The 15,207-nt window shown below is 70.0% G+C and carries 13 protein-coding genes; 8 read left to right on the top strand and 5 right to left on the bottom strand.

Annotated elements, in window-relative coordinates; translation table 11 throughout:
- Positions 1-18: 18 nt before the first annotated feature.
- Positions 19-618, bottom strand: a complete 600-nt coding sequence (locus VFZ70_10105) for a TetR/AcrR family transcriptional regulator (protein HEX6256147.1) — start codon at positions 616-618, stop codon at positions 19-21.
- A gap of 84 nt (positions 619-702) precedes the next feature.
- Here VFZ70_10105 and VFZ70_10100 point away from each other — a divergent pair, with 84 nt between their 5' ends.
- The 3 genes from VFZ70_10100 (at position 703) to VFZ70_10090 (ending at position 4,212) form a co-directional block, all read left to right on the top strand.
- On the top strand, positions 703-1,272 hold the full coding sequence (locus VFZ70_10100; GenBank protein ID HEX6256146.1) for a YceI family protein: 570 nt from the start codon (positions 703-705) through the stop codon (positions 1,270-1,272).
- Positions 1,273-1,476: 204 nt separating this feature from the next.
- Complete coding sequence (locus tag VFZ70_10095) at positions 1,477-3,099, top strand: FAD-dependent oxidoreductase (protein HEX6256145.1); 1,623 nt, start codon at positions 1,477-1,479, stop codon at positions 3,097-3,099.
- A gap of 144 nt (positions 3,100-3,243) precedes the next feature.
- A complete protein-coding gene (locus VFZ70_10090) occupies positions 3,244-4,212 on the top strand; it encodes an aldo/keto reductase (GenBank protein ID HEX6256144.1) in 969 nt (322 codons plus the stop codon).
- 213 nt (positions 4,213-4,425) lie between these two features.
- Here VFZ70_10090 and VFZ70_10085 read toward each other — a convergent pair whose 3' ends face one another.
- The 3 genes from VFZ70_10085 to VFZ70_10075 form a co-directional block, all read right to left on the bottom strand.
- Positions 4,426-5,457: an alpha/beta hydrolase-fold protein gene (locus VFZ70_10085; protein HEX6256143.1), complete on the bottom strand. Its 1,032-nt coding sequence runs from the start codon at positions 5,455-5,457 to the stop codon at positions 4,426-4,428.
- A 27-nt stretch (positions 5,458-5,484) separates the two neighbouring features.
- A complete protein-coding gene (locus tag VFZ70_10080; GenBank protein ID HEX6256142.1) occupies positions 5,485-7,125 on the bottom strand; it encodes an AMP-binding protein in 1,641 nt (546 codons plus the stop codon).
- A 68-nt stretch (positions 7,126-7,193) separates the two neighbouring features.
- Entirely contained in the window at positions 7,194-7,976 is a 783-nt protein-coding gene (locus VFZ70_10075) for an IclR family transcriptional regulator (protein HEX6256141.1), read from the bottom strand.
- Between the two features lie 59 nt (positions 7,977-8,035).
- On the opposite strand from VFZ70_10075, the gene VFZ70_10070 reads away from it, so the two are divergent.
- Genes VFZ70_10070 through VFZ70_10050 form a run of 5 tightly spaced genes read left to right on the top strand, consistent with a single transcriptional unit; the run spans position 8,036 to position 14,484 of the window.
- Complete coding sequence (locus VFZ70_10070; GenBank protein ID HEX6256140.1) at positions 8,036-9,004, top strand: 3-keto-5-aminohexanoate cleavage protein; 969 nt, start codon at positions 8,036-8,038, stop codon at positions 9,002-9,004.
- A gap of 10 nt (positions 9,005-9,014) precedes the next feature.
- A complete protein-coding gene (locus tag VFZ70_10065) occupies positions 9,015-10,496 on the top strand; it encodes a 3-hydroxyacyl-CoA dehydrogenase NAD-binding domain-containing protein (protein ID HEX6256139.1) in 1,482 nt (493 codons plus the stop codon).
- 3 nt (positions 10,497-10,499) lie between these two features.
- Complete coding sequence (locus tag VFZ70_10060) at positions 10,500-11,663, top strand: acyl-CoA dehydrogenase family protein (protein ID HEX6256138.1); 1,164 nt, start codon at positions 10,500-10,502, stop codon at positions 11,661-11,663.
- Positions 11,660-13,708 (top strand): acetate--CoA ligase family protein, encoded by a 2,049-nt coding sequence (locus tag VFZ70_10055; protein HEX6256137.1) that lies wholly within the window; start codon positions 11,660-11,662, stop codon positions 13,706-13,708. Before VFZ70_10060 ends, VFZ70_10055 begins: the two co-directional genes overlap by 4 nt.
- Positions 13,705-14,484, top strand: coding sequence for an enoyl-CoA hydratase-related protein (locus tag VFZ70_10050; GenBank protein HEX6256136.1), 780 nt, complete (start codon positions 13,705-13,707; stop codon positions 14,482-14,484). Before VFZ70_10055 ends, VFZ70_10050 begins: the two co-directional genes overlap by 4 nt.
- Positions 14,485-14,677: 193 nt before the next feature.
- On the opposite strand, the gene VFZ70_10045 is transcribed toward VFZ70_10050, so the two are convergent.
- A complete protein-coding gene (locus VFZ70_10045; protein ID HEX6256135.1) occupies positions 14,678-15,091 on the bottom strand; it encodes a hypothetical protein in 414 nt (137 codons plus the stop codon).
- Positions 15,092-15,207: the final 116 nt, after the last annotated feature.

Raw genomic sequence — 15,207 nt, 5'->3', positions numbered from 1 at the left:
AGGAGTGGCCGGTCCGCGTCACCCTCGCAGCAGTCCGCACGTCAGCGCGCGCACGGCCTGCTTGATGCGCTCGGGGTCGTAGCCGCTGGTGCGGCGCTGGTGCAGGTAGTGGTCGGCTGTCAGCGATGCCAGCAGAGCGTCGGTGAGGGGTCCGGCGTCGAGGTCAGGGCGGGCCTCGCGCAACAGGATCGCGACGTGCAGGCGCCGGAAGCGCTGCGGCGGGCTGGTGGCCCACTGGTGACCGGTCTCGACCTCGGCCAGCAGGTCGCCGACCTCCTCCAGCTGATCGATGAGCGCGCACAGGAATGCGGGGAGTCGCTCGTGCGCGGACGCGCCCGGCCCCAGTGGGGGGTCGCCGGACAGCACAGCGGCCTGAAACGCCTGCTCGCGCTCGTCGAGGACGGCCTGCATCAGCCCCCCGCGGTCGCCGAACCGTCGGTAGATGGTGCCCTTTCCCACGCCCGCCCGTGCCGCGATGTCGTCGATCGAGATCTCGCACGGTGTCGTCGTGCGCAGCAGTTCCCGCACGGCGGTGAGGATGCGTTCGCGGTTGCGCGCGGCGTCGGCGCGTTCCTGCGGCGGCTCGCCGGCGATGGGTAGGAAGCGTTCGGTTGACAATCGGACTCCGGTCCGCATACAGTGTTTATCCGGACTACGGTCCGGTTATTGTACACACAACGCACCCGACGCAAAGGCACACCGATGAGCACCACAGGAACCGCCACGACCGCCGACGCGCTCCCGACCGGCACCTGGAACATCGAACCGGCTCACAGCAGCGCGAACTTCTCGGTCCGACACCTGGGGTTGTCGAAGGTCCGTGGCCACTTCGAGAAGGTGGAAGGCACGCTCGAACTGGCCGACGACCCCACGCAGTCGTCGATCAACGTCACGATCGATGCAGGCTCGATCCAGACCAACCAGCCCGACCGCGACGGGCACTTGAAGTCGGCGGACTTCCTGGATGTGGAGAACCATCCGGTGCTGGAGTTCCGGAGCACGCGGATCGCCAAGGAGTCCGACGAGGACTGGATCGTTGAGGGCGAGTTGACCGTCCACGGTGTGACCAGGCCGGTCACGCTCGATGTGGAGTACCTCGGCACCGCCCAGGACCCGATGGGTGCCGGTCAGCGCATCGCCTTCGAGGCCGAGACCAAGATCGTGCGTCACGACTTCGGTCTGACGTGGGAGGGTCCGAAGGACGCCGGCGGCATCCTGGTGGGCCGCAAGGTCGACATCGACATCGATGTGGAGTTCGTACAGGCGCAGTAGACTGCACCGCTGGTTCTGACAGCCCCGGGCTCCCCAGCCCGGGGCTGTGGTCGTCCGACCACCTGACCTTTCGTACGGGAAATCCGGGTCAGGCCTTGCCCAATAGGACATGTGCTGGCATGGTTATCGTGGCCCATTTGTCGCGCGACAGATGGCCTGTAATGACTAGCTACGCCCGCGAGGGTAGATCGGAGACAGCGCAGGATGGGGCGGACACCGCTATTCAGGTTCACGGTACGCGCGCTGCAGCGTGCGCGTCAGCTCAACCTCGAGGCCGCCGGGCAACCGGCGGCCGTTCAACGTCCCGGGTACCGGGTATCGCGACGGCAGTTCCTGAAGTCGGGTGCGACGGCGGCCGCGGCGGCCGGGCTCGCCACCACGACCGGCGGCGGGCTCGTGAGCGCACGCGCCATGGATCCGCCCAGGATCGCGATCGTGGGCGGCGGTCTCGCCGGCCTCAACGCGGCGCTCTGGCTCCAGGACCTGCGGATCGACGCGACCGTGTACGAGGCCCGGGACCGGGTGGGTGGACGGTGCTACTCGCGGAAACTCGTGCACGACAACACCGAGTACGTGTTGGACTACGGCGGGTCGTTCATCAACAGCGACCACGCGGACATGCTCGCCCTCATCGACCGTTACGAACTGCGGGACGAACTCTTCGACCGGGTCGAGGACGCCGATGATCAGCCCTACCAGGCCGAGGCGTACTACTTCGACGGCAAGCTCATCCCGGAGGCCACGTTCGCGACGGACCTCCAGGCGATCGCCGAACAGATCTCCCGCGATGCGGCGCTGCTCGATCAGAACTGGAGCAAGTGGGCTTCACGGTTCGATGCGCTGTCGGTCGCCGACTACCTCGACCAGCACGCCGACAAGTTGACCGCACCCGGCACGCGCGAGGTCCTCGAGCAGGCCAACCGCAGCGAGTACGGCTCCGAGCCTCGAGACTCGTCAGCCCTGCAGCTGCTGTTCCTGCTGCCGGTCGCCGACGGTGAGCACGTCGAGATCCTCGGCTACAGCGACGAGAAGTATGTGCTCGAGGGCGGCATCGGTCGACTTCCGGATGCGATGGCTGCCGAGCTCGGCGACCGTGTGCAGCTCGGTCGTGTGTTGACGCGCGTCGAGGATCGCATGTCGACCTACATGTTGACCTTCGCGGACGGCGAGGTCGTCGAGGTCGACGCCGTGATCGTCACGGTGCCCGCGTCGCTGCTGCGCACCATCGAGTGGACCGTCACGTTGCCGTCGCAGTTCCGCCGATACATCCGCGACATCGACCTCGGGCGCAACGAGAAGACGTTCGTCGGCTTCACCCCGCGGATCTGGCGTACGCAGCAGGTATGGACCAACGGGATGTGGGTCGACGGATCGCCGCTTCCGGGACCTGACAAGAACACCAACGGCTACTGCGTGGCGTGGGAAGCCACGCAGCGGGAGGGCCCGGACGCCCCAAGCGGCGCGGTGACGTTCTACTTCGGCGGCGCCCAGGTACAGAAGAATCGGACGAGCGTCCGCGACTTGGCCAGGAGCCTCTACACGATCATCCCGGGTGACGCCGACGATGACACCCACAACGGCTTCAGTGCAGCCACCGACTGGGCGAACGAAGAGTTCACCCGGGGCGCGTACATCAACTTCAAGCCTGGGCAGCTCACGACCTACGGCCAGTACTTCTGGATCGAGAACGAGCTGAGCGTGGCGTTTCGCAACCTGGTGTTCGCCGGCGAGCACTTCAGCGATCTGTGGTACGGGTTCATGAACGGCGGAGCCGAGACGGGTCGCCTCGCGGCCAACTACGTCGCAAACCGGCTGCCCCCCGGTTGACAGCTGGCGAGATCTGCGGATCCGATGCTCGCCGGGTGGGTTGACCACCCGCTCGGCGAGCTGTTTGCGAACGACCCGCGACGGCGAGGCTGATCCTCCGGGCCGCATGTGGCGGCTGGTCGTCGACGAGGGAGTGTCGTCATCATGGCCGAGATGAGCTACCGCAGGCTGGGGCGCTCCGGCCTCAAGGTCAGCGTCCTGTCGTTCGGATCATGGGTGTCGTTCGGTGACCAGCTCGACGTCGAGTCCGGCGCCGCATGCATGGATGCCGCCTATGAGGCGGGCATCAACTTCTTCGACAACGCGGAGTCGTACGCCGGCGGCCGGTCGGAGGAGATCATGGGTGCCATCATCGCCGACCTCGGTTGGGAGCGGCACGCCTATGTCATCTCCTCGAAGTACTTCTGGGGGGTGCGCGACGGCGTGAACAGCCGGAGAACCCTCAACCGCAAGTATCTGCTCGAAGCCATCGAGCCGTCACTCGAGCGCCTCGGCCTGGAGCACCTCGATCTCATCTACTGCCACCGCCCCGACTCCGACACGCCCGTCGAGGAGACGGTCTGGGCGATGAGCGACATCATCTCGGCCGGCTACGCCCACTACTGGGGCACCTCGGAGTGGCCGGCCGACGACATCCGCGCGGCCTACGAGATCGCCGACCGGCACCACCTGCACAAGCCGGTGATGGAGCAGCCGCAGTACAACCTGTTCGTCCGCGACAAGGTCGAGGAGGAGTTCGCGCGCCTGTACGAGGACATCGGCCTCGGCCTGACGACGTGGAGCCCCCTCGCGTCCGGGCTGCTGACCGGCAAGTACATCGACGGCGTGCCCGAGGGCAGCCGGGCGGCACTCGAGGGCTACGACTGGCTGCGCGAACGCGTGACCGATCCCGAGGCGAACGCGAAGGTCAAGCAGCTACGGGATGTCGCCGATGACCTCGACTGCACCCTCGCGCAGCTGTCGATCGCGTGGTGCGCGGCCAACCCGAACGTGTCCACCGTGATCACGGGCGCCAGCCGCGTCGAGCAGGTGCACGAGAACCTGGAAGCGCTCGACGTCCTCGAGCAGCTCGACGACGACGTGCTGGAGCGCATCGACGACATCATGGTCTGACAGGGAGTTGTCAACGCTGGTGGCGCGGTGTGCGGCCGCCCTCTGGGGAGAGTTGTCAACGCCGGCGGCGGGTTGTCTCCCCGGTGACGCGGGCTGACCGGCTCATGGGGAGAGTTGTCAACGCGGGCGGCTGGTTGTCTCCCCGGTGACGCGGGCTGACCGGCTCATGGGGAGAGTTGTCAACGCCGGCGGTGCAGATTCTCCCCACAGCGGTCAGGGTTGCAGACGCTCGGCCAGGTGGCGGATCGCCAGCGGATAGCGGTATTCGATGCTGGAGTGCGTGGCGTCGAACAGCTCGAAGTGGCTCGGCTGGACGCCCACATCGGCCAGGGCGTCGCGGAACGCCATCGCCCCGAGGTCCAGCCAGAACTGGTCGCGTGTGCCCGCGTCGACCCAGATCGCCCGCAGTCCGCGCACAGCGTCAGCGCGGTCGGCGACCATCCGTACCGGGTCCCAGGCGAGCCAGCGCTGCCAGACGTCGTCGATGATCCTGCCGGTGGCGGTGTCGAACGGCAGGTTGACCGTACCGTCTGGGTCCGCCGACCAGCACGCGGCCATGGTCCAGGCGTTGATGATGACGTCATCCTCCGGACCGACGCCGTGCGGGCGGCTGCGCCAGTTGTCCCAGAACACATCCCACGAGCCGTCGTAGCGGTCGCGCAGCGTCCGCGCGACGATGCGGAAGTCGCCGCCGAAGCAGGTCTCGAACAGGGCGTCGCCCGCGTGGGTCGCCAGCGCACCGAACAGGTCCGGGCGCAGCATCGGCGTGATCATCGCGCCGTACCCTCCCGACGACTTGCCCGCGATGCCGCGGTGGGACGCGCTCGCGAGTGTGGGGTACCGCTGGTCGACGAACCCCACGACGTCGTCACAGAGGTACGTGTGGTAGTCGCCGACCGCGGGTGAGTCGACGAACTGGCTACCGCCGAGGGAGGTGAAGCAGTCGACGAACACCAGACGGACCGGCGGGTGCGAGGGATCGGCCAACGCCGCGTCGAAGCGCTCGAGCGCGCTCTCGCGCAGCGCCAGGCGGTAGCGCCACATGTCGAGGTGGCCCGTGAACCCCTGGATGACGTAGATCGTCGGTGTGCGCTCGTCGGCGGCCACGTGCGGCGGCGTGAGCACCCACAGCGGACGCGTGGCGGGATCGCCGAGAGGGTTGTCCGCGAGTGCGGCGCTCGTGATCTGATGTTCGTCGAGAGCGCCCCGCAGGTCGCGCCCCCACGGGGCATGGACGTCAGCCATCGGAGATCCGATCAGGGTCGGTGCGTGTCAGCCCGCGGCGCGTTCGCGTTCGCGCAGCTCCACGCGCCGGATCTTGCCCGACACCGTCTTGGGCAGCTCGTCGACGAACTCGATGCGCCGTGGGTACTTGTAGGGCGCGGTCGTCGCCTTCACGTGATCCTGGATCTGCGTGGCGAGGTCGTCGGACGGCTCGTGGCCCGACGCCACGACGACGAACGCCTTGACGACCTGCCCGCGGTCACGGTCGGGCACGCCGATCACCGCCGTCTCGGCGACCCCTGGGTGCTCGATGATCGCGGACTCGACTTCGAACGGCCCGATCCGGTAGCCCGCCGAGATGATGACGTCGTCGTCGCGCGAGACGAACCAGAAGTAGCCGTCCTCGTCGACGTGCGCCCGGTCGCCGGTCAGGTACCAGTCGCCCCGGAAGGACGCCGCGGTCGCTTCGTCGTCGTCCCAGTAGCCCGCGAACAGTCCGACGGGGCGCTCCGGCGCGACCCGCACCGCGATCTGACCCTCGTTGCCGGGGTCCAACACGTTGAGGTCGTCGTCGACCACCGCGATGTCGAAGCCGGGGGTCGGTTTGCCCATCGAGCCCGGCCTGAGCGGCAGGCACCGGTAGTTGGCCACGATGTTGACCGTCTCGGTCTGACCGTACCCATCGTGGATCTCGGTGGCGGTGGCGTCACGCCAGGCGTTGAACGTCTCGGGGTTGAGCGGTTCGCCAGCGGCGGTGCAGTGGCGTAGGGTCGAAAGGTCGTAGTGCGACAGATCCAGTTGCACCAGCGCGCGGTAGATCGTGGGGGGTGCGCAGAACGTCGTGACGCCGTGCTCCGCGATCATGCCGGCCATCACGCTGAAGTCGGGGCTGCCCTGTGGGTTCCACATGAGCACGGTGCAGCCGATCGACCACTGACCGAACAGCTTGCCCCACGCTGCCTTGGCCCAGCCGGTGTCGCTGACCGTCCAGTGCACGTCGTCGGGGCGCAGGTCGTGCCAGTAGCGCGCCGTGATCTGGTGGCCGATCCCGTACGAGGCGTGCGTGTGCAGCACCATCTTCGGGTGGCCGGTCGTGCCCGATGTGAAGTACACCAGCAGCGGATCGTCCGCGGCGGTGTCGTGGGCACTCACGGTGTCCCGGGAGGCGGTGGCGCCTTCCGCCAACGCGACCCAGTCGTCGCGCGCCTCATCGGTGGTGATGAGGTGGACGAGGTCGGGGCAGCGCTGCCGGGCGACGTCGACCTTCGCTGTGCCGGCGCCGTCGGTGATTGCGATCCGCGCCTGTGAGCGCTCGATGCGGTAGGCGATGTCGTTGGGCTGCAGTTGGGTCGTTGCCGGCATCGGGACCGCGCCGAGCTTGAACGCTCCGAGCAGGACGTCGTACCACTCGACGATCCGCGGCAGCATGACGAACACCCGGTCACCGGGCTCCACGCCCAGCGACGCCAGGAACGCTGCTGTGCGGTCAGCGCGATCGTGCAGATCGCCGAAGGTCACGTGGTGCGCCCGGTGGCCGTCGGCGGCCACGGCGATCAACGCGGGCCGACCTGGCTCGATCGCCGCCCAGTCGTCGATGACGTCGCGGGTGTAGTTGAACCGCTCCGGGACCGCGAGTGAGAACGTCGCCCGCGTGTCGTCGTAGTCGGTCATGTTCATGACGTCGTCCATGCGGCCATACCCCTCGCGTTGCTCCACCCGGATGGATCATGCCTGACCGGCCCCGGGCACAACCATGGTCAATCGCGCGACGGCGCAGGACCTGCTGGGCCGGACATCGCACGACCGAGGCGATCGGCCACGGCCCGGAGGTCCTCGCCGATGCGGTCGCGCTGTTGTTGGTCGGGGAAGCGGTAGGCGGGGCCGAACACGGTGAGCGAAGCCAGCGGTTGCCCATCGTCGGCAAGCACGGGCGCCGCCGCGCCGGTGACGCCAGCGACCCACTCCCCGGCCGCCCAGCCGTAGCCGCGACGTCGGATGCCATCGAGTCGGCGGCGGATCGCGTCGGGGTCCGTCAGCGTGCGGTCGGTCGGCCGGGACAGATCGCGACCCAGGTAGGCGTCGAGCCTGTCGTCGGGCCACGACGCCATCAGCGCGAACCCGCCCGCGACGGTGTGGGGCGCGAACCGTTGTCCGGTCCAGTCCGGCACGGTCACCGCTTCGGGGCCGCGCGCCTGCGCCGCGTAGATCAGGTCGCTTCCGTCGCTGACCGCCAGCGCGGCGTCCTCACCGAAGCGGTCGACGAGTTCGGTCAGGTACGGGTGGGCCAGGCCGAGCAGGTGGGAGATCGAGTGGCCGCCACCGGTCACCGCCGCGAGCCCGGGCCCGGGCTGCCAGGTGCCGTGTGCGGGGCCCCGACTGACGACCGCGATCGACTCGAGCGTCATCAACAGGCGGCTGGTCGTGCTCGGTGCCAGGCCGGTGTGCTGCGCCACGGCGGACAGCGGCACGGCGGCTTCGTGGGACGCGAGGGTGCGCAGGACGTCGAACGCGCGCAGCACCGATTGGACGTGCTCGACCACCCGTTGACCACCTGTGTACGCATCGACTACGCTCTCTTCCAGAATACAGAACGTTCCACATGATGGAATTCATCTCGGACGGTGATGCCATGCGGCCGGCCGGATCGGTGATCGTGACCTGCGCGGTGACGGGCAGCGCGCACACGCCGACGATGAACAACGACCTGCCGGTCACCATCGACGAGATGGTCGACGGTTCGGTCGCGTCGGCGGCGGCCGGGGCGGCGGTCATCCACCTCCATGCGCGGGACCCGCGTGACGGTCGGCCCTCGGCTGACGTCGGCCTGTTCCGTGAGTACTGCGCGGGCATCAAGTCGCAGTGCGACGCGGTCCTGTCGCTGACAACGGGTGGAGGGCCAGGGCAGTCCGTCGACGAGCGCCTGCGGGTGGTCCGCGAGCTCGAGCCCGAGCTCGCCACGTGCAACCTGGGCTCGATGAACTACGGGCTGTTCCAGATGATCCCCCGATACGAGGGCCGCTGGAAGTACGACTGGGAGGAGCCGTTCCTCGAGTCGACCCGGCACGAGCCGTTCATCAGTCGCTTCTCCGACATCGAGTACATGCTGACCGAGCTCGCGGACCAGACCGGCTGCCGGTTCGAGTTCGAGGCGTACGACATCGGGCACCTGTACACGCTCGCGTTCTTCGCCGACCAGGGGCTCGTGACACCGCCGATCTTCCTGCAGTTCGTCATCGGCACGCTGGGCGGCATCGGCCCGGCCGTCGAGAACGTGTTCCACATGAAGGAGGCGGCGGTGCGGCTGTTCGGTGACGACCTCGAGTGGGGCATCCTCGGCGGCGGCCGGGCCCAGTTCGATCTGATCACCGCTGGTGCGACCCTCGGCGGGAACGTCCGGGTCGGTCTCGAGGACTCGATCTACCTTCGCAAGGGCCGGCTGGCGGAGTCCAACGCGGAGCAGGTCGACAAGATCGTGCGCATCCTCACCGAGCTGTCGCGTGAGCCGCTGAGCGCGGCACGGACACGGGAGGTGCTCGGTCTCAAGGGCCTGGACCGCGTTGCGTTCTGACGACGCCCCCGTGACCGCCGTGCCGCAGGACACGTTCGGGGTGATCGGTGCCGGCGTCATCGGCACCGGATGGGTCGTGCGAGCGCTCGGCCGTGGGCTGGACGTCGTGGCGCACGATCCGGCGCCGGGCGTGCGGGACCGGGTGCGCGACGCCGTCGTGCGGGCATGGCCGGCCGTCAGCCGCCTCGGCCTGCATCCCGGCGCCGATCCCGATCGCCTGGCGTTCGTCGACACCATCGATGCGGTGGCCAGGACTGCCGGGTTCATCCAGGAGGCCGTGCCGGAGGACCTCGGGGCCAAGCGTGCCGTGCTGGCGGCCACCGACGAGGTGGCCGGCGCCGACGTGGTCATCGCGTCGTCGACCTCAGGGCTGCGGCCGACGACGCTGCAGGCTGGTCTGCGCCACCCTGGCCGTGTCGTCGTGGGGCATCCGTTCAACCCCGTGTACCTGCTGCCGCTGGTCGAGGTCGTCGCGGGCGAGCGCACGACGCCCGACGCCGTCGACCGCACCCGTGCGGTCTACGCCGACCTCGACATGCACCCGTTGATCGTGCGGCGCGAGACGGACGGCTTCGTCGCCGATCGCCTCCTCGAGGCGGTGTGGCGTGAGCAGCTGCACCTGCTCGCCGAGGGCGTCGCCACCACGTCCGAGCTCGACGAGGCACTCGTCTACGGGCCGGGCCTGCGGTGGGCGGCCATGGGCACCAACCTCACCTACCACCTCGGCGGCGGCGAGGGTGGCATGCGCCACATGCTCGCGCAGTTCGGGCCGGCGCTGGCGTGGCCGTGGGCGCGGTTCGAGGCGCCGCCGCTGACCGAGGCGCTGACCGCCGCGCTGGTCGATGGCACCCGGGACCAGGCGGCCGGGCGGTCCGTCGCAGAGCTCGAGCGGCTGCGCGACGAGGCGCTGGTGTCGGTCATGCACGCGCTGCGCGGCACCGGGCTGGGCGCGGGCGCGATCGCGTCCCGACGCGAGGCCCGCACGCTCGCCGCCGGCGCTCCGCTGCGGTGGCACGCGGATCACGACGTGCCGGCACCACTGCCGCTGTATGCGTGCACGGTCGCCCCGGACTGGGTCGACTACAACCGGCACATGACCGAGTCGGCGTACCTGTACGCCTTCGGCTGGGCCAGCGACGCGTTCTTCCGCTACATCGGCATCGACGAGGCCCACCGCGACGCCGGCGCCTCGTACTACACCGTCGAGAGCCACCTGGTGTACCGGCGGGAGGTGGGCGAGGGCGAGCCGCTGCGCTTCACCACCCAGCTGCTGGGTCACGACCTCAAGCGGCTGCACCTGTTCCACACGATGAGGCACGGCGCGAGCGGCGACGTGCTGTGCACCAATGAGCAGATGCTCGTCCACGTCGACACGGCGGACGGCCGATCCGCGCCCGTGCCCCCTGCGCGGCTCGACGCGCTGCGCGCGGTCGCGGCGGTCCACGACCAGCTGCCGAGGCCGGACCGCGCGGTGCTGGCGATCGGGGGGTGAGTGGTGGACTTCGAGCTCAGCGACGAGCAGCGGATGATCCTGGACGTCACGCGGGCGTTCGTGGACGCCGAGCTCGCGCCGCACGAGGAGGAGGTCGAGCGCTCCGGGCGGGTCCGCCCGGAGCTGGCCGAGCAGATTCGTCGGCGTGCCCTCGACGGCGGGCTCTACGCGGCCAACATGCCCGCCGAGCTCGGCGGCGGCGGACTGGGCACCCTGGATGTCGCGCTGATGGAGCGCGAGTTGGGTCGCACCGCGATGGCGCTGCAGTACATCGTCGCGCGCCCGTCCAACATCCTGCGCGCGTGCACCGGTGACCAGGTCGACCGCTGGCTGCTGCCGACGATCCGAGGTGAGCGCGTCGAGTGCCTCGCGATGTCAGAGCCCGACGCCGGGTCGGATCTCCGTGGCATGCGCTGCCGGGCGGTGCGTGACGGCGACGACTACGTCATCACCGGGACCAAGCACTTCATCAGTCACGCAGACGTCGCCGATTACGTCATCCTGTTCGCCGCGACCGGTGACGATCACGACGCGCAGCGGGGGCGGCGCAGTCGCGTCACAGCCTTCCTCGTCGACCACGGTACGCCCGGCTTCGAGGTCGCCGAGGGGTACCGGTCGGTGTCGCACCGGGGGTACCACAACGCCGTGCTGCGGTTCGACGGCTGTCGCGTGCCGGTCGCCAACATCCTCGGGGATGAGCATGATGGCTTTGCCGTGGCGTCGACATGGCTGTCGTCGTCGCGGCTCCAGGTGGCCGCGACGTGCCTCGGTCGTGCGGATCGTGCGATCGAGCTCGCGACCCGGTGGGCGGCCGACCGCGTGCAGTTCGGGCGGCCCATCGGGCGCTTCCAGGGCGTGTCGTTCAAGTTGGCGGACATGGCCGCGCGCCTCGCCGCGGCCGAGCTGCTGACCTACCGGGCGGCATGGCTCGACGACCAGGGCCGGATGACCGACGCCGACGCGGCGATGGCCAAGCTGGTCGCGTCCGAGATGCTGGCGTTCGTGACCGACGAGGCCCTGCAGATCCTCGGCGGCATGGGGCTGATGGACGACTTGCCCCTCGAACGGTTGTGGCGCGACGCACGCGTGGAGCGCATCTGGGACGGCACGTCGGAGATCCAGCGCCACATCATCTCCCGCTCCATGTTGCGCGCCGTCGGCGGGTGACCGTGGTACCGGACCGCCTGCGGCGGCTGCTCGACCCCGCGACCATCGCCGTCGTCGGCGGGGCCGAGGCAGCCGAGGCGATCGCACAGTGCGACCGCCTCGGCTACGCAGGCGACGTGTGGCCCGTGCACCCGACGCGGCGGCAGATCGGCGGACGGCGCGCGGTTGCAGCGGTCGATGTGCTGCCGGGTGCGCCGGACGCTGCGCTGGTCGCCGTCGACCGCCACCGCACGATCGATGTCGTCGCGGCCCTGCGCGCAGTCGGCGCCGGAGGTGTCGTGTGCTTCGCATCCGGGTTCGCGGAGGTCGGCCGCGAAGGGGCACTGTTGCAGGAGCGCCTGCGCGTGGCCGCCGGCGACATGCCCCTGCTCGGTCCAAACTGCCACGGGTTCGTGAACGCGCTGTCGGGTGCGGCGCTCTGGCCCGACGCCCAGGGCTGTCTCCGCGTCGGTCGCGGTGTCGCGGTGGTGACGCAGTCGGGCAACCTGGCCCTGTCGATCACCATGCGTCGCCGCGGACCGCCGGTTGCGCAGGTCATCACGGTCGGCAACCAGGCCGGCGTGCGGCTCGAGGACTGCGTGGCCGTGCTCGCGTCCGACCCCCGCATCACCGCGATCGGGCTGCACGTCGAGCAGTTGACCGACCCGGTCGCCTTCGGCCGCGCTGCGATCCGGGCCTGGGACCACCACACTCCCATCGTCGTGCTGCAGACCGGGGTGTCGACGGAGGGCGCCGTGCTGGCCCGCACGCACACTGCGTCGCTGACCGGCCGGACCGCCACGTACCGGTCGCTGTTCGCCCGCTACGACGTCGCCGTCGTGCACTCGGCCCCGGCGTTCGTCGGCGCGCTGGCGGTGTTGCACGCCTACGGCCGGCTGGGTGGCACGCGGGCCATATCGCTGTCCTGCTCGGGAGGGGAGGCGGCGCTGGTGGCCGACCGTGGTCATCACCACGGCGTCACCTTCCCCGTGCCGCCACCGGACGTCGCGGCCGGGATCGCACGCGCACTGGATCAGCGCGTGGCGGTCACGAACCCGTTGGACTACCACACCTTCCAGTGGGGCGACCGCGCCGCGCTGGAGCGCGTCTTCACGGCAGCGCTGCGCGGCCCCGTCGACGTGGGACTGCTCGTCGTCGACTTTCCGGGCGCCGACCACGATGCCCGGTCGTGGCAGGTCGCTGTCGACGCGGTCGTGGCGGCGCAGCGGGCGACGGGTGTGCCGGTCGTCGTGACGGCCGTGCTGCCCGAGAACCTGCCGGCGTCGGTGAGCGCTGAGCTGGCCGACAGCGGCGTGCCCGCAGTGGGTGACGTCGACACCGCGCTCGCCGCGGTTGCGGCGGCGGGCCGTCGTGGCGGACGCCCCGCGTTGCACCGGGGTGCTTCCACGGACCTGCCCAGGGCGCTTCGCCGCCGGGACCCGCCCGCGTCGCGCGCGCTGCTGGTCGGCGGCGGCGTCCTGGTGCCGCCCGGGCGCTTCTGCACCCGCGCCGAGATCGGTGCCGTGGCGGAGGAGGTCGGCTACCCGGTGACCGTCAAGGCCACCGAGCACGAGCACAAGACCGACATCGGTGGTGTCGCGGTCGACCTGCGGACGGCCGCGGAGGTCCGCGCCGCCGTCGCGGCCATGATGGACCTGGGCGACCGCTTCCTGGTCGAGCGTCACGTGCCGGAGGTCGTGGCCGAACTGCTGGTCGGCGTGCGGCGCGAGGGCGCGATCGGATACAGCGTCACGATCGGCGCCGGCGGGCTGCTGGTCGACCTGCTCGACGACCTGGTCACCTTGTTGGCGCCCGTGCGTCGCGACGAGGTGATGGCGGCGCTCGCGACCTTGAAGGTCGGCCGTGTGCTGTCCGGGCACCGGTCCCGCCCCGCAGGGGATGTGGTTGCGGCTGCCGACGCCATCTGCCGGATCGTCGCCATCGCCACATCCGATCCCACTGTCGTCGAGCTCGAGGTCAACCCGCTGCTCGTGCTGACCGAGGGTGTGCGGGCGGTCGACGTGTTGGTGCTGGAGACGAGTGACATGGCAGGTGACGACCCATGACCGACGTGCACGTCGCAGCGACACCCCCGCTGCTCGTAGTCACGCTGCAGCGCGGCACGGCCAACACCATCGACGCTGCCACGAGCCGCCGGCTGGGTGAGGTGTTCTCCAGGTTCCGCGACGACGCGCAGCTGCGGGTTGCCATCGTCACGGGCGCGGGACCGCGGTTCTTCAGCGCAGGTTGGGACCTGGGTGCCGCGGCCAGCGGTGAGGCGTACGACGCCGACTTCGGCGCCGGCGGCTTCGGCGGATACGGCGAGCTCGCCGGTCTGCGCAAGCCGGTGATTGCGGCGGTCAACGGCATGGCGGTGGGTGGTGGGTTCGAGCTGGTGCTGGCCGCCGACCTCGCCGTGGCGGCCGATCACGCGACGTTCTTCCTACCGGAGACGGCGGTCGGGGTCATCCCCGACAGCGGCAGCGTGCGTCTGCCGCGGCTGCTGCCCAGGCCGGTGGCGATCGAGGTGCTCATCGCGGGTCGTCGGCTGAACGCGGACGAGGCGCTGCGGTGGGGCGTGATCAACCGCGTCGTCCCCGCCGACGGGCTGATGACGGCGGCCACCGAGCTCGCCGAACGCATCGTCGATGCCGCGCCGCTGGCGGTCGAGGCCGTGCTCGACCTGGTCCGCCGGACCGAGCAGATGGCTGTCGTCGACAGCATGCGCCTGCTGCGCTCGGGCACGGTCGATCCCTACGAGCGCATGCTCGCGTCGGATGACGCGCTGGAGGGTCCCCGTGCGTTCGCCGAGCGGCGCCCCCCGCGGTGGACGGGTGGCTGATGGTGGACAGCGATCGCCGTGCTCACGTCGCCGCATCGCCGGGTCGGACACCCGGGACCTCCAGCGAGTGGCTGTCCGGGTAGGCGGCCCGTGCGGATGATCGGACCCGTGCTCGATCAGCTCGTACAGATCAGGCCCGTGTCGAACGCACGCTTCTCGGGATCGTGCGCCGCCACGCCCCCGACGGTGGGCGCTACGGCGATTCGGTCGCCTCGACGTGCGTCACGGGGATGCGCAGGGTCCGGGAGGCGCGCGAGACGAGATCCATCTTGAGCCAGCGAGAGGCGCCGGCCGGCAGCGTCGACAGGATGACCTCGTCGCACTGCCATCTGCGGAGCGCGTCCTGGATGGCGTCGAGCGGGCGCTCGTCGCCGACCTGACCATCGACCTCCGCGCCGAGGTCCCGGAAGCGCTCGATCGCGTCGTCCAGGCGTCGCCGTGCGATCGCCCACGCCTCGTCCACGGTATGGGTCCACCCTTCCGGGTTGACGTTGGCGGGCACCACGACGTGGAACCGGCAGGGTCCCTCGGAGGTCCGACGTCGCAGCTCGGCGAGCAGATGCGCGCCGCCGAGCGTCTGGTTGGCGACCACGAGATAGTCGGTCATGGTGCACGCTCCCGGGGTGGTAGAGTCTACTTCAGCGCGACGCGGCTGTGTAGGCCCCGCCTCGTCGACCGGGGCGGAAACGCAGTGCCGTGTGCCCCCGGCAACGCCCGTTGCGC

Source organism: Euzebyales bacterium (genome assembly GCA_036374135.1).
Lineage (GTDB): Bacteria > Actinomycetota > Nitriliruptoria > Euzebyales > JAHELV01 > JAHELV01.
The sequence above is the reverse complement of the archived record's forward strand: the minus strand, read 5'-3'. Positions and strand labels throughout refer to the sequence as shown.